This is a genomic window from Trinickia sp. (genome assembly GCF_051953955.1).
Lineage (GTDB): Bacteria > Pseudomonadota > Gammaproteobacteria > Burkholderiales > Burkholderiaceae > Trinickia.
Genome location: NZ_JBQCIF010000026.1, coordinates 145,894 through 164,953, shown reverse-complemented (window position 1 = coordinate 164,953; position 19,060 = coordinate 145,894). Strand labels below are relative to the sequence as shown.

General features: G+C 63.2%; 14 protein-coding genes, 2 pseudogenes and 1 riboswitch. Of the genes and pseudogenes, 13 read left to right on the top strand and 3 right to left on the bottom strand.

Annotation, left to right across the window (positions count from 1 at the left end; all coding sequences use genetic code 11):
• Positions 1 to 129 precede the first annotated feature (129 nt).
• A complete protein-coding gene (locus ACTHNZ_RS05465; RefSeq protein WP_440541477.1) occupies positions 130 to 3,597 on the bottom strand; it encodes an AAA family ATPase in 3,468 nt (1,155 codons plus the stop codon).
• A complete protein-coding gene (gene sbcD / locus ACTHNZ_RS05460; protein WP_440541476.1) occupies positions 3,594 to 4,835 on the bottom strand; it encodes an exonuclease subunit SbcD in 1,242 nt (413 codons plus the stop codon). Before sbcD ends, ACTHNZ_RS05465 begins: the two co-directional genes overlap by 4 nt.
• Before the next feature lie 216 nt (positions 4,836 to 5,051).
• Here sbcD and ACTHNZ_RS05455 point away from each other — a divergent pair, with 216 nt between their 5' ends.
• From ACTHNZ_RS05455 to ACTHNZ_RS05425, 7 genes and pseudogenes are all read left to right on the top strand, one after another.
• Positions 5,052 to 5,384: a hypothetical protein gene (locus tag ACTHNZ_RS05455; RefSeq protein WP_440541475.1), complete on the top strand. Its 333-nt coding sequence runs from the start codon at positions 5,052 to 5,054 to the stop codon at positions 5,382 to 5,384.
• A gap of 116 nt (positions 5,385 to 5,500) precedes the next feature.
• Positions 5,501 to 5,604, top strand: a riboswitch (SAM-I-IV-variant riboswitch).
• A gap of 41 nt (positions 5,605 to 5,645) precedes the next feature.
• Positions 5,646 to 5,996, top strand: a complete 351-nt coding sequence (locus tag ACTHNZ_RS05450; protein ID WP_440541474.1) for a hypothetical protein — start codon at positions 5,646 to 5,648, stop codon at positions 5,994 to 5,996.
• A 305-nt stretch (positions 5,997 to 6,301) separates the two neighbouring features.
• A complete protein-coding gene (locus tag ACTHNZ_RS05445; protein ID WP_440541495.1) occupies positions 6,302 to 6,541 on the top strand; it encodes a hypothetical protein in 240 nt (79 codons plus the stop codon).
• 100 nt (positions 6,542 to 6,641) lie between these two features.
• Entirely contained in the window at positions 6,642 to 6,929 is a 288-nt protein-coding gene (locus ACTHNZ_RS05440) for an H-NS histone family protein (protein ID WP_440541473.1), read from the top strand.
• Between the two features lie 105 nt (positions 6,930 to 7,034).
• Positions 7,035 to 7,178: pseudogene (locus tag ACTHNZ_RS05435) on the top strand (NupC/NupG family nucleoside CNT transporter); the annotation flags it as partial.
• 154 nt (positions 7,179 to 7,332) lie between these two features.
• Positions 7,333 to 7,722 carry a cytidine deaminase gene (locus tag ACTHNZ_RS05430; protein WP_440541472.1) on the top strand — a complete coding sequence of 130 codons (390 nt, stop codon included), beginning with the start codon at positions 7,333 to 7,335 and terminating at the stop codon, positions 7,720 to 7,722.
• 28 nt (positions 7,723 to 7,750) lie between these two features.
• Complete coding sequence (locus ACTHNZ_RS05425) at positions 7,751 to 8,716, top strand: nucleoside hydrolase (protein ID WP_440541494.1); 966 nt, start codon at positions 7,751 to 7,753, stop codon at positions 8,714 to 8,716.
• Positions 8,717 to 8,937: 221 nt separating this feature from the next.
• On the opposite strand, the gene ACTHNZ_RS05420 is transcribed toward ACTHNZ_RS05425, so the two are convergent.
• Complete coding sequence (locus ACTHNZ_RS05420; RefSeq protein WP_440541471.1) at positions 8,938 to 9,738, bottom strand: CerR family C-terminal domain-containing protein; 801 nt, start codon at positions 9,736 to 9,738, stop codon at positions 8,938 to 8,940.
• Positions 9,739 to 9,859: 121 nt separating this feature from the next.
• Here ACTHNZ_RS05420 and ACTHNZ_RS05415 point away from each other — a divergent pair, with 121 nt between their 5' ends.
• The 6 genes and pseudogenes from ACTHNZ_RS05415 to ACTHNZ_RS05390 all read left to right on the top strand — a co-directional run bounded on the left by ACTHNZ_RS05415 (position 9,860) and on the right by ACTHNZ_RS05390 (position 19,015).
• The gene (locus ACTHNZ_RS05415) at positions 9,860 to 11,002 is read left to right on the top strand and encodes an HlyD family secretion protein (RefSeq protein ID WP_440541470.1); all 1,143 of its coding nucleotides are present in this window, start codon (positions 9,860 to 9,862) and stop codon (positions 11,000 to 11,002) included.
• The gene (locus ACTHNZ_RS05410) at positions 10,995 to 12,596 is read left to right on the top strand and encodes an MDR family MFS transporter (RefSeq protein WP_440541469.1); all 1,602 of its coding nucleotides are present in this window, start codon (positions 10,995 to 10,997) and stop codon (positions 12,594 to 12,596) included. Before ACTHNZ_RS05415 ends, ACTHNZ_RS05410 begins: the two co-directional genes overlap by 8 nt.
• A gap of 285 nt (positions 12,597 to 12,881) precedes the next feature.
• Positions 12,882 to 14,672, top strand: a pseudogene (locus tag ACTHNZ_RS05405) (glycosyltransferase); the annotation flags it as partial.
• A 308-nt stretch (positions 14,673 to 14,980) separates the two neighbouring features.
• The gene (gene galU / locus ACTHNZ_RS05400) at positions 14,981 to 15,871 is read left to right on the top strand and encodes a UTP--glucose-1-phosphate uridylyltransferase GalU (RefSeq protein WP_440541468.1); all 891 of its coding nucleotides are present in this window, start codon (positions 14,981 to 14,983) and stop codon (positions 15,869 to 15,871) included.
• 310 nt (positions 15,872 to 16,181) lie between these two features.
• Positions 16,182 to 18,293, top strand: a complete 2,112-nt coding sequence (locus ACTHNZ_RS05395) for a phosphocholine-specific phospholipase C (protein ID WP_440541467.1) — start codon at positions 16,182 to 16,184, stop codon at positions 18,291 to 18,293.
• 275 nt (positions 18,294 to 18,568) lie between these two features.
• A complete protein-coding gene (locus ACTHNZ_RS05390; protein ID WP_440541466.1) occupies positions 18,569 to 19,015 on the top strand; it encodes an HU family DNA-binding protein in 447 nt (148 codons plus the stop codon).
• Positions 19,016 to 19,060 lie beyond the last annotated feature (45 nt).

Sequence of the window (19,060 nt, the reverse complement as noted above, 5' to 3'; positions counted from 1 at the left end):
ATGGAATGAAGTCGAATGAAGCCGTCGGTGTCTATGCTACGGCAAGCGGCCGATGTCGGCGGGCTGTAAGGCAACCGCACCGGCAACCGCACCGGCAATCGCACCGGCAAGCGCTGTGACGTGCGCGGATTAGAAGACGAGACGGGAATGTCCCATTCCTCCGCCTTTTTCCACCTTGATTTGCGTGGCAATGCGCTCTTTGAGGCCTTCGACATGGCTGATGACGCCGATCATCTTGCCGCCGGCGTTCAGCGTATCCAATGCATCGAGCGCGATTTCCAGCGTGTCGCCGTCGAGCGTGCCGAACCCCTCGTCGAGAAACAGCGATTCGATGGACGTTTTATGGCTCACGAGGTCGGACAAGGCGAGTGCCAGGGCGAGGCTGACCAGAAAGCTTTCGCCGCCGGACAGCGTGCGCGTATCGCGAGCAATGTCCGCTTGCCATCCATCGACGATCTCGAGTTCTAGCTCCCCGGTCGATTTTCGGCGCAGCAGATAGCGTGCGTGCAGGCGATGCAGGTGCGTGTTCGCCAATCTCAGCAAATGGTCGAGCGTCAGGCCTTGGGCAAATTTCCTGAACTTGTCGCCACGTGCGGAGCCGATGAGCGCATCGAGGTGCTGCCACACGTCCGATTCCTTCGTTTGCGCATCGATCCGCGCGAACAGCGCCTGTTGATTGGCGCGCAGGGAATCGTCGCGCGCCAGTAGCTCGCGTTTTCCGCCGAGCTGCTCGTTGATCGACGTCGCCCGTGTCTCGGCCATATCGAGTTGCGCGTTCAATTCGTCGAGCGTTGCTTGGGTCGGGGGCGATGACTGCAAACGAGCGAGCTTGTCCTGTGCGGACTGAAGCAGCGCAACGGCTGCCTGCCTTTCTTGTTCGTGCCGCAGCTTGAGGTCCTGCAGCCTATTGCGCTCCTGCGGCGGCAGCAAGGCGGCGAGGAACGCCGCCGTATCGGCGAACGGGCTTTGCGCGATCGCCGCGTGCCAATTCGATTTAGCCTCTGCCGCCGCGACCCGTTGCAGTGACAGCGCACCTTCGAGTTGACCTACGCGTCCATTCAACGTCGCCAAGTCCGACACGCGTGTTTCGACGCGAAGCGCGCACGCCGCGAGGGCGGCGATCGGATCGCCGACCGCGGAAAGATCGGCGACCTCGTAAGTGGCGCTTTCCGCGTCAAGGCGTGCATCGCCGTCGAGCGCCAGCAGCTTTGCGTTCCAGGATGCCAAATCGGTTCGAGCGGCTTCGCATCGAGCCGTATGGCGCACATGTTCTTGGGACAAAACATGCAGCCGCTGCTGTATGCCCTGCCACTTTCGCCATTCGCTCTCGCGAGCCTTCAGCCAGGTGTCGGCATCGGTCGGAACGTCGTCCTGGGCGATCCCGGCTTCGCGAATCGACGCGAGCAGTTGATCGTTACTGCTTCCTTGCCCGATGCGAAGATCGGTGATTTCCTGTCCCAATTCGGCCCGGCGCTCGGCCATCGCTTGCACCGACCGCTCCAAGAGCGCACCGGCGGTGCGCGCCTCTTGTAGCGATTGCGTGCGCTGCGCGCTGAGAGCGCGAGCATGAGTCAGGTCGTGCTCGATTTGCTCGACGGCATCGAGCGTCTGCTTGAGTTGCATGGCCGCGCGCTCGGCGCACTCGCGGCGTTCCGCCAATCTCTGAGGATGCGACCAATCCGTCGGCTCGAGCGGCCCGTCGGCGCGCAGCGACGTCGCGAGCTCGTCCCAGGTTCGTTGGCTTAGGTCGATTTGTACGAGCAATTGCGCTTGCCGCGCGGCGTGCTGCGCCTTTCCAGCGCGGCTCGCCGCAAGCAGTCGTTCCACCTCTCGGCTCTGCTTCTCCAGCGACCGCGTTTTTTCGTTGAGCGTTCGTAGCGCACCTTCGGTCGCGGAAACGTCGATCGCGCGATATGCGGCGATGGCGGGGTGATCGCGTGACCCGCAGAGCGGGCACGCCTCGCCAAGCTGCAGCCGGTCGCGGTGGTCCGCGAGGCTGCGGATCAGTTGCTCTTGCTCGAGGAGTTTCTGTTTATCGGACGCTCGGGTCTGCAGCGCTTCCCGCTCGCCTTGAAGGGAGACGAGCGTGTTCTCTCGTTCCGCGATCTCCGTTTCTGCCGTCTTCAATGCCGATGCGAGGGTCTCGGCTTCGCCTGCTTGCTCACGCCGCAACCCGGCCGATGCTTCGAGCTTTTGCCATTGCGTGAGGCGGGTCTGCGCTTGCTGCCACTGTTGGCGCAGCAGGGCGAGCGTGTTGCCGGACAAGCGCTGCTGCTGAAGCGTTGTGAGCGCTTGGACTTGCGCGTCCGAATCGGCTGCCGACTTGACGGCGAGTTCGACGGTTGCCGCTTGCGCCGCGGCCTTCTTCTGTTCTTCCGCGAGCTTGATCTCTAGTTCGCCTTTCGTTTTTTCTTTCGCCTCGATGTCGGCGATCGTTTTCCTGCGCTGCTCGAATTGCTGGCGCCAGGCGCCGATCAACTCGCCGAGTGCCTGATGATGCGGGTTCTCGGCGCAAAACCGGTCGAGTTGGTTCCGCTCGGCTTCTAGGGCTTGCAGCCCATCGTGGGCATCCGTTGAAACGCGTGCGGCGAGCTGCACGGCGAGCGCATGCTCGCGGCGCCGTGCAGTCAGTTTCTCCTGCCGGTCGAGTCGCAGCGTATGAATGTCGTTTTCCGTATTGCGAGCCGCTGTTTCCGCATTGCATAGAAGATCGTAATTCGGACGCAACGCTTCGGCCGGTTCGCTCGATGCGAGCCTAGCGAGGTCGCTCGCCGCCATGTCGAGCGCCTGCGTTGCCTTTGCGAGGCGATCCTGCGCGGTCTTGACGTCGCTCTCGGCGGCGGACGAATCGACGCGCCACTGCCGATGCTCGCGAAGCACTTTCGAATGATGGTTGGTGGCTTCTCGTTGTATGACGAGCGCGGCGATCTCCTGCTGCGCGGCGTCTCGCTGCTCGCTCGTCAGCAGGTCCATCCCGTCCGCCTGGGTGCGGAGCTGCTTGAGCGTGTCTCGCGCCGCGGCGGCTTGCTCGAACACGCGCCGCGAGATTTCTCCGTAGATCTCCGTGCCGGTCAATTCCTCGAGCAGTTCGGCACGATCGTTGGCATTCGCATTGAGGAAGGCGGCAAAGCCACCTTGTGCCAGAAGCATCGAGCGAGTGAAGCGGGGAAAGTCGAGCCGCGTAATCTCGGCGATCTGCTTGAGCTTCTCGTTGATGTGGCTCGTCAGTATCGTGCCGTCGCCTTTGGCGAGCTCGACGCGCGGCTGTTGCAGCGCGCCGTCGACTTTGTCGCGTGCGCGCCGTTGGCTCCAAAATGCCCGATATAGCTCGCCTTTGACCTCGAAGACGACTTCCGCCAGGCAGTCGGCGGTGTGGCGCGTCATGATGTCGTTGGCCGATGCCGAAACGGTCTTCAGGCGAGGCGTTTCATGATAGAGCGCGAGGCAGATGGCATCGAGCAGCGTGGATTTTCCCGCGCCCGTCGGGCCGGTGATCGCGAAAAGCCCCGTCTCGGAGAACGGCGGCCGCGTGAAATCGATGTGCCATTCGCCTTTGAGGGAGTTGAGGTTCTTCAGGCGCAGCGTGCGGATCTTCATGCCGCGTCCTCCGCCGTCGCAGCCACGATCGTTCGATAGCGTGCGGTGAGCGCGTCGCGCAGTTCATCGCTCAGCGATTCTTGCTCGAGCCGCCGCGCGAACACGTCGTGCGGATCGAGTTCGTCGAGGGTGACGCCCGCATCGCCGCTCAATTGCGCAGCGGCGGTGCCGCGTTCCCGGCGGATGCGCAATACCTCGACGGGCAGGCCCTCGGCCAGCGCTTGGATGCGCGCCGGCAGGTCCGATAGATAGTCATCCTCGGCTACCGTGACCTCCACCCAGACGGGCCGCTCGTGCGTGGCGCTCTGTGTGGCATGCCGAAAAGCATCGGCGAGCGATTTCAGGTTGCCGCGCAGAGCAACGAGCATTTGGAACACCGGTACGGCGAGCGGCGTGATCTGCCGAAGTCCGGATTCGTCGAGGTCCACGAGCAGCACTTCCTTTTGCTGCGATGCCTCGTCGAAACTGAGGGCGATCGGTGAACCGCTGTAGCGCAGGTGCTCGAGGCCACCGACCTTCTGGGGGCGGTGAATGTGGCCGAGGGCCAGATAATCGACAGGCGGAAAAGCCGCGGTGGGAAAGGCGTCGAGCGCGCCGACGTAGATCTCGCGCACGGATTCCGTCGCGCTGGCACCGACCGTCGTGAGATGACCCGTGGCGATCAGCGGCAGCTTGCGGCCGACTTCGGTGGACAGCCGTTCTCGCAGCACGTTGGCAGCCTCGAAAACGGCTTCGTAGTACGCCGCGATCGAGCGCTGCAACTGTTGTTGTTTATCTTCGGCGCTTTGACCGAATTCGGTTTGCATGATGTCGCGCGCGCGAATGAACGGAATCGCACAGACGACGCAGCCCGGTTCGGCCTTGCCCTCGCGGCGGCGTGTCGGCAGTACGCGCACCTGGCTCTCCGGCGCTTCAGCCGACGGTACGACATGCGTGGAGAGGTATTCGAGCAAGGCGCTGCTTTCTCGCAACGTGGCGACGGAATCGTGGTTGCCGCCCAACAGCAACAAGGCCACCCCGGCTTCGTGAAGGCGCACGACGAGCTGGCTGTAGAGTTCGCGCGCGTAGCTGGGTGGCGCACCGGTATCGAAGATGTCGCCGGCAATCAGAACGGCGTCCACGGCATGTGCTTCGGTCTGGGCGATGAGCCAGTCGATGAGCGCCTGGTGCTCGGCTTGCCGGCTTTTGCCCATGAAGTTCTGGCCGAGGTGCCAGTCAGAGGTGTGAAGAAGGCGCATGGCGTATGGAGCGTGGAGCTTTAGGGAGCGGAAACCGCTTTCGAATTCGGAGCGCGGATGAGGTCGTGGCCGACATTTTAAGCGCGAGTCGGATTAGCTTCGCCGTGGTGGCGCGGGGAGCGGGCGGGCAGAGCGGCGAGGTCGATCAACTGCCCGAATGCCCGCTCGGTGGAGTACGATGGCTACGCATGCTGAAATTTCGGGGAGGGGCAGGCAATGAAGCCGACTTCTGAACATCTCGTCGCATCGAGCGTGGAAGCCATGGCGACGCTGTGCGAATACCTGGAGCTCGCGCTGGACAAAGGTGGCCATCTCGTCATGGTGAAAAGCCGAAGCAGCGGCACGAGCACACTCTACGTCGGCGATGTTTCCGTGCCCGACGAGGACCTGCCCAAGTGCGGCGTGATTCGGAACGACGTCGCGGATGCGATCCTCGACGCTACGCAGTCCGGCTTCAATGAGCTGAACATCAACGGGGAAGCGTATCGATTCATGCGCTTTTTCGCGGACGTCGGCAAGCAAGGCGCAATCGTGTTCGCGGCCGTTTAGCGTTGGCGTGCGGTACCGTACCGTTCATCGAAGTGTCGATCGAAGGAACGACTTGTTCCGCGGATAAAGTTCGGTATAATAGACGCAAGTTCGGCATGCCGAACGATGCGTAGTAAGCAATGCATCCAGAGTCGGACTATCCGACGCCAACCTGCCTTCCCGGGCAAGGTGGAAGCCTTTCAGGCGATGCGGCCGATTCACGGCAACGAAGCGGGAGCAGCGCAGCTGGCACCGGTTCGATAATCTTCATCCGGAGTAGCGATGCGCGCAGATTCCCTCTCTCCTACCGTCAGCGAAAGCTGGTCGCACTGTCTGCCTGGCTTCAAGTTGACGCATACCGTTCATCTGGTATCGAGTTTGGATCTCGATGTCGTTTCGACGGCAGCGGACGTGCTCAAAGCCGAGGACGCCGCGGTCGAGCGATGGGTCGTGACCCGATGCGGCGAGGTGCTCGAGCAAAAAATCGTCCTCGGCGAAATGACGGAAAAGCAAGCGGTTCGACTTCGCGATCAGCTCGCCGGGCTCGATGGGGTGCTGCGCGCTCGGATCGAACATCAATTCGTTCGGGTGCGGATACCTCAAGGCCCGGCTGTGTGGTCGCGCGGCGCCTAGCTCTTTTGAGGCTGGGCCGACGTTGTTCAACTGTGGTTTCGAGATTCGCTAGGCGGCCGTACCGCCTACTCAAACAATCCCCGTGACGTCATAAGAGTTCGAACCGTTGGGCTCGAATCGAATCGTGCGGACCGACGTGCGAATCGTCGATCGATATTTGAACGACGGGCGGCGCAAAGTGCGATCGCCGTCGTGGCATCCGTGCATTGGCGTGGCATACTCGGCCGTTCGAAAAAAATCAATGTTAGGCCAAGGAGTTCTTTGAAATGAAGGACACGTCTCTCTTTAATGCGCGCGTCCACGCGATGGTTCGCTCCGCGGTAGCGGCGACGGCATGCGCGGCTATCGTCGCCGGATGCGGCGGCAGCGCCCCCCTCTTCACGAGCGATGGGCGGCCTACCACGGTCGTCCAATGCTCGGCCGGCAGCGCGTGGGACAACTGCACCGAACACGCGCGCGCCATCTGCGGGGGCGACATCGACATCCTTCAACGATCGGACGCCGATGGGCAGCACAAGCTCCTATTTGCTTGCAAAGCCAAATGAGTCGGCATAGCGTAGGGCCTGTGGGATACCCGTCGATTGCACTTTTACGCGAACGGGCAGTCAGAGGAGCGTTATCCGTTAATCAACAAGGAGGGTTTTCATGCCGACTTACAAGCAGTTGACCGAGCAACTGGCGAAAGTGCAAGCGCAAATGGCGGCTGCGCGCGAAAAAGAGTTGACCGCTACCATCGCTCAGATCAGGGAGCAGATTGCGGAGTACGGCATTACGGCCGAGGAGCTCGGTTTTTCGAGCAAGCGTACTGCGTCGCGTAAATCGGCCGGATTGCCGCCGAAGTACCGCGATCCGAAGACGGGTGCCACTTGGAGCGGGCGCGGGCGGGCCCCCGCATGGCTCGGCAAGCGGCGCGACAAGTTCCTCATTCAATGATCCCGGCAGTGTGCATCTAGCAGTGCACGCTGTGCTCGCCGGCATAGGCGGAGCCGAACGAAAAGCGCATGTGCTTTTCGTTCGGTTGGTGGTTCGTTTAGCATCGCAGCCATCCACGATTTATTCGGCGGGTTCGTGCAATCGAAAATGTTCGCGCTTTTCGGTAGTGGTCGTTTCGTATTCGCCATGCGCGTATTGCCGGCAATCACTTTCGTGACGGCATTGATCTCCGTGCTTTATTACGTCGGTCGACGGTCGCCGGCATGTTTTTGACCTGGCATCGAGCGCCGCGTGGGGCCAGGCGGCTCGCAGCCATTCGAAGCCAATCGAAGCCGTTCGAGGCGATCCGAGGTCATTCGAGCAATCGAAGAACCAATCGAAGAACCAATCGAAGAGGACGTAAATGACATTGGAGCAATTGTTGGACCGGGCGAAGACGGCGCGCGAGAAGGCGTATGCACCGTATTCGAAATTCAAGGTCGGTGCGGCCTTGCTGACGAAGGACGGCCGTGTGTTCGACGGCTGCAACGTGGAGAACGCCTCTTACGGCCTGTGCAACTGCGCGGAGCGCACGGCATTCTTCAGTGCCGTGGCGGCAGGCTGCCGGCGCGACCAGTTCGCGGCGCTCGCGGTCGTCGGCGATACCGACGGACCGATCACACCGTGCGGCGCGTGCCGTCAGGTGATCATCGAACTGGGCGGCCCGGATCTGGCGATCAGGCTCGGCAACGTTCGAGGCGATGTGCGCGACACGACGGCGCGCGACCAACTGCCCGACGCCTTCTACCTTTGATCGACGTATGGCAACCGTGAACATGCCCATGCCCATCCACAAGGTCATCTACGACACCGATCCCGGCGTGGACGACGCAATGGCGCTCGTCTTTCAAGCGCTGCACCCGCAAATCGAACTGCTCGGCGTGACGAGCGTGTTCGGCAATTCGACGATCGAAACGACGACGCGCAATGCGCTTTATCTCGTCGAACGGTTCGCGCCCGGTGTGCCCGTTGCACGAGGTGCGGCAGCGCCGCTCAAATGCGCCGCGCCCGCGCCCGTCGGTTGGATTCACGGCGACGACGGCCTCGGCAATCTGGGCCTGCAGCCGAAGACGCAAAATGCACTCGATCCGCGCCCCGCGCATCGCTTCATCGTCGATACCGTTCGCGCGCATCCGGGCGAGGTCGAATTGGTGGCCGTGGGACCGTTGACGAATTTGGCCCTGGCGCTCGAAGAAGCACCCGATATCGCAACGCTCGTCAAACAAGTGATCGTCATGGGCGGCGCGTTCGGGACGAACGGCAGGAACGGTAATGTCTCGCCTGCGGCCGAGGCGAACATGCACGGTGATCCCGATGCGGCCGACATCGTCTTCCGCGCCGCATGGCCCGTTGCGATCGTGGGCCTCGACGTGACGGAAAGCACGATCATGACGACCGGCTATCTTGCGAAGCTGCGCGACGAGGCGGGCGAGGCCGGGCGGTTCGTCTGGGACGTTTCTCGGCACTACGAAGCATTTCATCGTTCGAGCGTGGCGCTCGAAGGAGTCTACGTTCACGACTTTTCGGCCGTCGCTTATCTGCTCGCGCCGGAACTCTATACGACGCGCAGCGGGCCGGTGCGCGTATTGACCGACGGCATGGCGGCCGGCCATACGATTCAAAAGCCCGCGGGTTTTGCGGCGCCGGCGCCTCAGTGGGACGATCGGCCCGCGTGCAAGGTGTGCGTCGATGCGGATAGCGGGAAGATCCTCGAACTCTATTCGAAGACGCTGCGTCGAGAAGCGTAGGCGCGGGCGGTCCGGGATGCCGGTCCACATACCGGCGTTTCGGCTGCGGACCGACTCCCGAAAACCCTCACCTCATGGGCCGCTCCACCCGCGGCAAAGCCATACCAGCGCTGGCGCGTGGCTTCGCGAATCGGGCCGGTCCCGGAAACACTCACCTTTGCGTTGATCCAGTCGGTGCATGAGCGCCGCGCGCTCGATCGGGATGCTCGCCGGTCGCTTCATCAGCGGCGTGTCGTGCTCCTCGACGCGGCTTGCTTCCGGCGCGGCGGGGCCGTATCCGGTGCGGCATCGGTGCGCGCGCGTGCTGGCACCGCCGGCGCATTGCGCTCAGTGGCCCACATCTGCAGTAGCGAGCGCGAGTTGGAAAAAACCGCGTGCTTCACGAACTCGACCTTTTCCGCGTCGAGATTGGGCCAGCCGAACAACGTCAGCATGCTGCGCGGCGCCATGTGAAACAGCGAAAACTGGCCGTGCAACGTGATCAAGCGGACGATCGTGAGCGGATCGTTCGGCGCTGTGCCGCACACTTTCGCGATGATCTTCGTGGCAACGTCGTTCAATGGACGACGCACGCGTGCTTGGATGATGTCGGTGGCTATTTGGGGCTCCTGGCCTCCCTGCTCCCGCACGAAGAAGAGCTTGAGCGCGGGCGCGCTCGGCGTTTGCAACGCTTTGTCCATCATCACGTCCTGCAAGTCGATGAACGCTTCGATCAGTGCTGCGTCGTCGTCCGTCGATTCGAGCGCGGCCGCTGAACGCCGCACCACCGGCTCGAACTTGCTCCACACCTCGTCGGCAAGATGCTCGGCGCACGCCCGATAGACCCCTTCTTTGTTCTCGAAGTAGTACTGCAGCGCGGGCGCGTTGACGCCGGCGCGCGCCGCGATGTCTCGTGTCGAGGCCGCGACGAAGCCGTGCTCGCCGAACAACTCGATCGCTGCCTGAATGATGCGAAGGCGCGTTTCCTCGCCGCGCGCATATCCCCCTTCGGTCGAGCGGCGCAGGCGCTTCGTCTCGGTCATGGCGTCGATCCTTTCTAACGGTTACGGCGGGTCTGGTCAGAAATATATCACTTGACACATTTTTTCCAACTGGAATAATTGTCGTCGAATCATTTCCTTCTCGCGGCAGGACACTCGGAACATGTCAACGACCATCGACGCGCGCCCGCGCGGCAACACGCAGCAAGAGGCCGGCGGCGGTGCCCCACGGCGTGCGCGCAGTCGCGGCTGGCTCATCGGCATCGTGCTCGTCGTGCTTTTGGCGGGGAGCGCGTTGTTCGCGCATTGGTGGACGGTTGGGCGCTTCATCGAAAGCACCGATGATGCGTACCTGCAAGTCGACAGTGTGACCGTCGCCCCGAAGATCAGCGGGTACGTCACGCAGGTGTACGCGCGTGACAATCAGACCGTCGACGCGGGCGCGCCGCTCGTGCGGCTCGATACGCGGCAGTACGAAGCGTCGCTCGCGCAGGCCCAGGCGACGGTCGACGCGCGCCAAGCCGATCTCGCGCGCGCCGAAGCCGATCTGAAGCAACAGCAGGCCGGTGTCGTGCAAGCACAGGCGCAGGAGCAAGTGGCGCGCGTCGCCGCTTCGCATGCGCAAGACGAGGTAGCCCGCTATGCACCGCTGACGGCCGCGGGCGCCGAGACGCGCGAACGGCTGGCCAGCTTGGTCAGCACGCGCGACCAAGCTCGCGCGACGCTCGCGGCCAACGCCGCCGCCGTGCGCTCGGCCCAGACGCAGATCGATGCCACCACGGCGCAAATCGCGCAGGCCAAGGCGCAAGTGGAAGCGGCACGCGCGAGCTTGCGCCAGGCGCAGCTCGATGTGAGCGACACGACGCTCTATAGCCCCGTCGCGGGCCGCATCGGGGATCGGTCCGTGCGTGTCGGCCAATACGTCCAACCGGGTACGAGACTGTTGACCGTGGTGCCCGTCCAAAACGTCTATCTCGACGCGAATTTCAAGGAAACGCAGATCGGCCATATGCGTCCCGGACAGCACGCGACGCTGCACGTCGATGCGCTTCGCGGCATCGATCTGCACGGCATCGTCGACAGCTTCGCGCCCGGCACCGGGTCTGAATTCGCGCTGCTGCCGCCCGAGAATGCCACCGGCAATTTCACGAAAATCGTGCAGCGCGTGCCCGTGCGGATTCGCATCGAGGCCGGCCCGCAAACGCGCGCGCTGCTGCTGCCCGGGTTATCGGTGACGGTGGACGTCGATACGCGTTCGGCGCAAGCGGACGATCGGCGCCTCGCCGCCGAGAACGCACATGGCTGATGCCTCGCCGAAGGCGAACGCCGGGGCTGCGCCGAGCAGCCCAGAGCGCGCGCACGCCGGCGATTGGATCGCCGTCGCCGCCGGTTCGCTCGGTGCCTTGATGGCGACGCTCGACATCTCGATCACGAACTCGGCATTGCCGCAGATTCAGGGCTCCGTCGGCGCGACGGGCACCGAAGGCACCTGGATCTCGACGGGCTATCTGATGTCCGAGATCGTCATGATCCCGCTTGCGGCGTGGCTCACGCGCGTGTTCGGGCTGCGCAACTTCCTGCTGACGAACGCCGCGCTGTTCATGGGGTTCTCGATGATGTGCGGGCTGTCTCATTCGCTCGAGTGGATGATCGTCGGCCGCGTCGGACAAGGATTCACGGGCGGTGCGATGATCCCGACGGCGCAGACGATCATTCGCACGCGGCTGCCCCGCTCGCAGATGCCCGTCGGCATGACGATCTTCGGTCTCATCGTGCTGCTCGGGCCGCTGCTCGGGCCCGTGCTCGGCGGCTGGCTCGCAGAGAACGTATCGTGGGCATGGTGCTTCTTCATCAACCTGCCTGTTTGCGTCGCGCTGGTTGCCTTGCTGGTCATGGGCTTGCCTGCCGATCCGCCGCATTGGCACGACTTCGTCAACGCCGATTGGGTCGGCATCGTCGGGCTTTCGATCGGGCTCAGTTCGCTCACGCTCGTGCTCGAAGAGGGGCAGCGTCTTCAATGGTTCGAGTCGGGCGAGATCGTCACGTTCGCGGCCGTCGCCGCGCTCGGGTTCATCTTGATCGGCGTATCGCAGTTCGTCGCGGCAAAGCCGATCATCCGGCTTTCTCTCTTGCGCAACCCGCGTTATGCGAGCGTGATCGTCATCGTTTCGGCCGTCGGCGCGGGGCTTTACGGCGTGTCTTACATCGTGCCGCAGTTTTTGAGTCTCATCGCGGGGTATAACGCGGAGCAAGCGGGCAACGTCATGCTGCTCGCGGGGGTGCCCGCATTTTTGATGATGCCGGTCTTGCCGAGGCTGCTCGGCAAAGTCGATTTTCGGTTGATGGTCGTGGCCGGCCTCGTCTGCTTCATCCTGAGTTGCATGCTCGATACGACCCTGACCGCGCAGAGCACGGGGCACGATTTCCTTTGGTCGCAATTACTGCGAGGCGTGGGGCAGATGCTCGCGATGATGCCGCTCAATCAAGCTTCGATGGCGGCCGTATCGCGTGAAGAATCGGGGGATGCCGCGGGCCTTTACAACATGGCCCGCAACCTCGGCGGCTCCGTGGGGCTTGCCATCATCGGCGTCCTCATCGATCGGCGCAATGCGTTTCACGTCGCGACGCTGCGTGAATCGGTAACGGCCAATTCGCTCATCGGTCAGGACCGAATCGCCGCGAGCGCGGCCAACTGGCTCGCACGAACCGGCGATGCCGCTCATGCGAAGATGCAAGCGCTTGCGCAATTCGCGATGCAGATCCAGCAGCAAGCGGCGGTGATGACGTTTTCGGAAACGTTCTACGCCCTCGCGATTGCTTTGTTGGCTTGCATTCCACTCGCGCTGCTCTTGAAGACTCCGGCGTCGCAGCCGGGCCATGCGCGTTCGATGGGGCACTGATCAGGTGCGCAGCGGCGAGCGACGAAGGGCCGGCAGCTTTTACAAGCAGTGTAATTTGGAAACGGTCATCGGCACGGCCGTTTGCTTTCGAAAGGCTGTCAACGCGATGGCCGCGCGCTCACGATCGGAAAAAATCGGCCAAAAACGTGATGGGGCGCAATGATCTACTGATGGCCCCCGCCCGCCACACGTACGGCGGGCGGGCCTCTGCATTTTTTTGAAATAATTTCGAGGATGTATCGGGAATACTTTGTTCGTAGGCTAGGGCGCCTAGAGGAGAAGCGCATGAGCCACGACATTTTCGCCGACGCATTCGCCGCGATCGATCGACACAGCGAGCCCTATCGGGCTGCGCAGCGGGCGCCGATCGCCCGTGTGCCCCGCGTGGCGATCGTCCACGATTGGCTGGTCACCTACGCCGGTGCCGAGCGCGTGCTCGAGCAGATGATCGCCTGTTTTCCGCAGGCCGACGTATTCAGCCTCGTCGATTTCGTCGAGGACCGGCGGTTCCTGCACGGCAAGCACGCGACGACGTCGTTCATTCAGCGGCTACCGCTCGCACGGAAGAAGTACCGCGCCTATTTGCCGCTGATGCCCCTTGCGATCGAGCAGCTCGACTTGAGCGCCTACGATCTCGTCATCTCGAGCAGCCACGCCGTTGCCAAGGGCGTGTTGACCGGCCCCGACCAAGTCCACGTCAGCTACGTGCATTCGCCGATTCGCTACGCCTGGGACCTGCAGCATCAATATCTCGAGCAGTCGAATCTGACGCGCGGCCTGCGCTCGGCGATGGCGCGCGTGGTGCTTCACTACATCCGCACTTGGGATACGCGCACGTCCAATTCCGTCGATCATTTCGTCGCCAACTCGCAGTTCATCGCGCGGCGGATCAGAAAGGTCTATCACCGCGAATCGCGTGTGATTTTTCCGCCTGTGGACGTTCAATCGTTCCTCGTCGGCGAGCAGAAGGAAGACTTCTATCTGACGGCTTCGCGTATGGTGCCGTACAAGAAGATCGACCTGATCGTCGAAGCGTTTTCGCGCATGCCCGGCAAGCGGCTCGTCGTGATCGGCGACGGCCCCGAGATGAAGGCGATCCGCGCGAAGGCAGGGCCCAACGTCGAGATCCTCGGGTATCAGCCGTTCGCCGTGCTGCATGATCATATGCGCCGCGCGAAGGCCTTCGTCTTTGCCGCGGAAGAGGACTTCGGCATTGCGCCGGTCGAGGCGCAAGCCTGCGGCACGCCGGTGATCGCATTCGGCAAGGGCGGGGCGCTCGAGACGGTGCGCGAGCTGGGACAGCCGCGCCCTACCGGCATCTTCTTTCGCGAACAGAGCGTGCCGTCCCTCGTCGCGGCCGTTCGCGACTTCGAACAGAATGCGCATCGCTTCGCGGCCCTCGATTGCCGCGCCAACGCAGAACGCTTCTCGATCGCGACGTTTCGCGAGCGCTTCATGGGATTCGTCGAACAGGTGATGCCGGGGGCGACGAAGCACGATGGCACACCGTCCGCAGGCAACTCGGACGGCGTTGGGCAAACGCGTGCGCCGGAAGCCGTCCGCGTGCTCGCGCTCGATCAGAGCGGCGGGCTCGACGAGGCGGAAGTATCGTTGCTGAACGTCGCCAGTCATCTGAAGGAATCGGTCGAAGTCGTGCTCTTCGACGACGGCCCTTTCCGTCTTGCGCTGGAAGAAGCGGGCGTGGCTGTCGACGTGCTCGATGCGCCCGCGCTTCGCGGCATGACGGGACGCCACGCCGCGCCGAAGTCGCGCACGCTGTCCGGTCTCGTGTCGCTCGTGCGTGAGACCGTGAAGCGAGCACGGCACGTCGACGTCATCTATGCGAACACGCCGCGCACGATGCTCGTCGGCGCGCTCGCGGGCATGGTCGTGCGGCGGCCGGTGGTATGGCACTTGCGTCAAAGCGTCGGGGCCGATCCCCTCGGACGAGCCCAGCGACTCGCACTGAAGTGGTGCGCACGCGTGGCGCTCGATCGCGCGATCGCCGACAGCGCCGCTTCGAAGCACGCATTCGAGGCGTTCACGAAGGCGCCGCGCTTGCGCATCGACGTCGTCGACGAGGAGCCGCAGATGCCGCGCGGCGGCGACGCAGTCAAATCACCATCGCATGCGCCTCGTAAGCAGATCGAGAGCGTCTCGGCTATTTTGGCGCAAGCCGCGGCCATGCGCGGGGCGCGTTGATCGCCGGATTTCGGCGGGTTCGAATGACGAATAGGCGCGCCGCTTCAATGGGCGTGCAATGACCGGGTTTGTATTGGCAGTGCGCGATCGCATGCGGTGATCGATCGTGTCCGAGCGGCGCGAGGCCTGGGATGGGCGCGCGCCGCGATTGCGTTATAACAACGACCCCAAGGGAACGAACGATGTTGAAAGTCACTAAAGCGGTGTTTCCGGTGGCGGGACTGGGGACTCGATTCCTTCCTGCCACGAAGGCGAGCCCCAAGGAGATGCTGCCTGTCGTCGATAAGCCGTTGATCCAGTATGCGGTCGAAGAGGCGATCGAAGCGGGCATTACCGAACTGATCTTCGTGACGGGGCGCAGCAAGCGCGCCATCGAAGATCACTTCGACACGTCCTACGAGATCGAGGCGGAACTCGAGGCGCGCGGCAAGGAGAAACTGCTCGATCTCGTGCGCAGCATCAAGCCGAGCCACGTCGATTGCTTCTACGTGCGGCAGCCGGCCGCGCACGGCCTCGGACACGCGGTGCTGTGCGCGGAAAAGCTCGTGGCCGACTGCCCGTTCGCCGTCATCCTCGCCGACGATCTGCTGCATAGCGAACCGCCCGTCATGAAGCAGATGATCGACGTATTCAATCACTATCACAGCACGATCGTCGGTGTGGAGGCGATCGCCCGCGAAGACAGCCGCTCTTACGGCATCGTCGAGGGCCGAGAGTGGGAAGAGGACATCTTCAAGCTGTCCGGCATCGTCGAGAAGCCTGCTCCCGAGATGGCGCCTTCGAATCTCGGCGTGGTCGGCCGCTACGTCCTGATGCCGAGCATCTTCGAGCATCTGCGCCGGCTCGAACCCACCGTGCTCGGCGAATTGCAATTGACCGACGCGATCCAGGCGCTCTTGACCGAAGAGCAGGTGCTCGCGTATCGGTACTACGGCCAGCGGTTCGATTGCGGCAGCAAGCTCGGCTATCTGAAAGCGACCGTCGAATTCGCCATGCGTCACCCCGAGGTCGGTTCGGCGTTCGGCACGTACCTGCGCGATTACGTTGGGCACCTCATGTCGCCGTCGCCGTAACGGCGTGGTCATGGTGTCGCGGCCCGCATAGCGGTCGCGGCGCTCGCGCGACTACCCTATCCCTTCTGCTGCTTGCATCGCACTTCGCGCGCGCCCGGCCGTCCGCCCGGCGCGCGCGAGTCCGTATACGCGCTCGCATCGCATTGCCTTCATCTTGCGGACATGGTTTCTTCCCATCTTGTTCACCATTTGAGCAGGCAGCCTGTACGCGGCATCGACCTGTCTGATGTGAGGACTTCCGCACCGGAGCGTCCAGTGCGATGATTGGGCGGCGATCGTGGGTCCCCTTCGTCCGATACACGAATTGAATATGACATCGACAAGCCGCCGTGATTTTCTGCGCGCCGCCGCTCGAGCGGCAGGCGCGGCCGCCGCGATGGGCGCATTGCCCGCCGGCATTCGCAACGCGCTCGCGATTCCCGCGAACGATGCGACGCGCAGCATCAACGACATCGAGCACATCGTGATCCTCATGCAGGAGAACCGCTCGTTCGACCACTACTTCGGAACGCTTCGCGGCGTGCGCGGCTACGGCGATCGTCGCGCGATCCGTCTGCCGAACGGCAACGGCGTCTGGTATCAGCCGGGGCCGGCGGGTGCCGGCTATGTCCTGCCGTTCAGGCCGAGCGCGCCCGATCTCGGGCTGCAGTTCCTGCAGGACTTGCCGCACGATTGGACGACGACGCACAACGCGTGGAACGGCGGCCGCTACGATCAGTGGGTCGGCGCGAAAGGCACGACGACGATGGCGTATCTCACGCGCCAGGACATTCCATTCCACTATCAACTCGCCGATGCGTTCACGATTTGCGACGCCTATCACTGCTCGGGCATGACGCAGACCGATCCGAATCGCTACTACATGTGGACGGGCTGGGTCGGCAACGACGGCAAGGGCGGCGGCCCCGTCATCGACAACACCGAGGCGGGCTATTCGTGGCCGACTTATCCTGAAGCGCTGCAGGCGGCCGGCATCTCGTGGAAGATCTATCAGGACATCGGCACGGGCCTGAACGCGGCCGGCTCGTGGGGCTGGACGCAGAATGCCTACATCGGCAACTACGGCGACAACTCGCTGTTGTACTTCAACCAATACCGCAACGCGCAGCCGGGCGATCCGCTCTACGAGAACGCGCGCACGGGTACGAACGCGGCCGGCGGCGACGGCTATTTCGACGTGCTGAGGAAAGACGTGCAGAACGGCACGCTGCCTCAGGTGTCGTGGATCGTCGCTCCCGAGGCGTACTCGGAACATCCGAACTGGCCCGCGAACTACGGTGCGTGGTACGTCGACCAAGTGCTGCAGATTCTCACGTCGAATCCGGCGCTGTGGAGCAAGACGGCGCTGCTCGTCACCTACGACGAGAACGATGGTTTTTTCGATCACGTCGCGCCGCCGTTCGCCCCTTGGTCGAACGAGGCGGGGCGCTCGACGGTCGATACGGCCAACGAGTATTTCGCCGGCAACGCGACCTATCCGGCCGGCCCCTATGGCCTCGGGCCGCGCGTGCCGATGCTCGTCGTGTCGCCCTGGTCGAAAGGCGGTTGGGTGTGCTCCGAGACGTTCGACCACACGTCGATCATCCGCTTCATCGCGCGGCGCTTCGGGCATGCACACGATCTGTGCGAATCGAACATCACGCCGTGGCGCAAGGCTGTTTGCGGCGACTTGACGCGCGCATTCGATTTCGCCGATCCCAACGCGGCATTTCCGCCGCTGCCGAGCACGACCGGATACGTGCCGCACGATAGGGCGCGCCATCCCGACTACGTGCCGCTGCCGCCGCTCGTACAGGCGAAACCCCAACAGGAACCCGGCGTGCGTCCGGCGCGCGCGCTGCCCTACGAGCTGTTCGTGCGCGCGACGCCCGACGCCGAACGAATGCAATTGCGCTTGAAATTCACCAACACCGGCCACGCCGGCGCAGCGTTCCAGGTGTACAAGGCGCACAGCATCGACGCGCCCCGTGCCTACACCGTCGAGCCGCATAAGCACCTCGTCGACGCACTCTCGCTCGATCCGGACGGCAGCTACGATTTCGCGGTGCACGGCCCGAACGGATTTGCGCGGCGTTTCGCAGGCCGCGCCGTTGCCCCAGCGCACGGATGGAACGCGGGCGTGGCCATGCCGGACATCGTCGAGTCCTATGACGTGGCGAACGGCAACATCGAATTGCGTCTCGAAAACAAGGGTTCAGCGGCGTGCGAGTTCACGATCGCCAATGCGTACGACGGCACCACCGTGAAGCGCCGCGTCGCCGGCGGCGAAAGTGTGGACCTGTACGTCGATTTGCGCGCCTACCATGCGTGGTATGACCTCACAGTGACCGTCGACACCGATCCGCATTTCGTTCGGATGCTGGCCGGTCACGTCGAAACGGGCCGCTCGAGCATGAGCGATCCCGCGCTCGGCATGGCCTGAGTCTTACCTGAGTCTTCCCGCCGAAAGCCGCATGGTCTCCGGGTTCGCCCCGTTCGGGCAAACCCTTTCAATCTCGTCGTCGATGGCACTCGCCGTTCGACGACGCGCCTTCCTCCAACGAAAATAGTCGGCCCCACGCAACAAATCCCCCTGTAAACACGATCTCGAAACACAAATTAGATGCATGAAGCCGCGCAGCGCTTGTAGAATCCGGCGTTGAAGCGGCGCACGTCGTGCCCGTTTCGTGCGTTCAACGACCAACAGGTAGGAGAAACATGTCGACTTCCGCAAAGAAGGTTGCGAAAAAGGCTGCTGCCGCACCGGCGAAAAAAGCAGTTGCAAAGAAGGCTCCCGCGAAGACTGCGGCGGCTAAGAAGGTCGCCGTGAAGGCGTCCGGCGCTCCGTCGCCGATCAAGGACACCTTCACGAAGGCCTCGCTGGCTACCCACCTCGCAGAGCGTTCGGCTGTCGAGCCGAAGTCCGTCAAGGCCGTGCTCGCGGCGCTCGAAGATACGATTCTCGGCTCGGTCCACAAGAAGGGTGCCGGCGAATTCACGCTGTCGGGCCTGCTGAAGATCGTCGTCCAAGCCGTGCCGGCGAAGAAGAAGCGCTTCGGCAAGGACCCGTTCACGGGTGAAGAGCGTTGGTTCCCGGCCAAGCCGGCAAGCGTTCGCATCAAGGCGCGCGCGCTGAAGAAGCTGAAGGACGCGGCATCGGCGTAACTTGCTTTCGGCGAAAAAAACCCGCGAAGGTGCATGCCTTTGCGG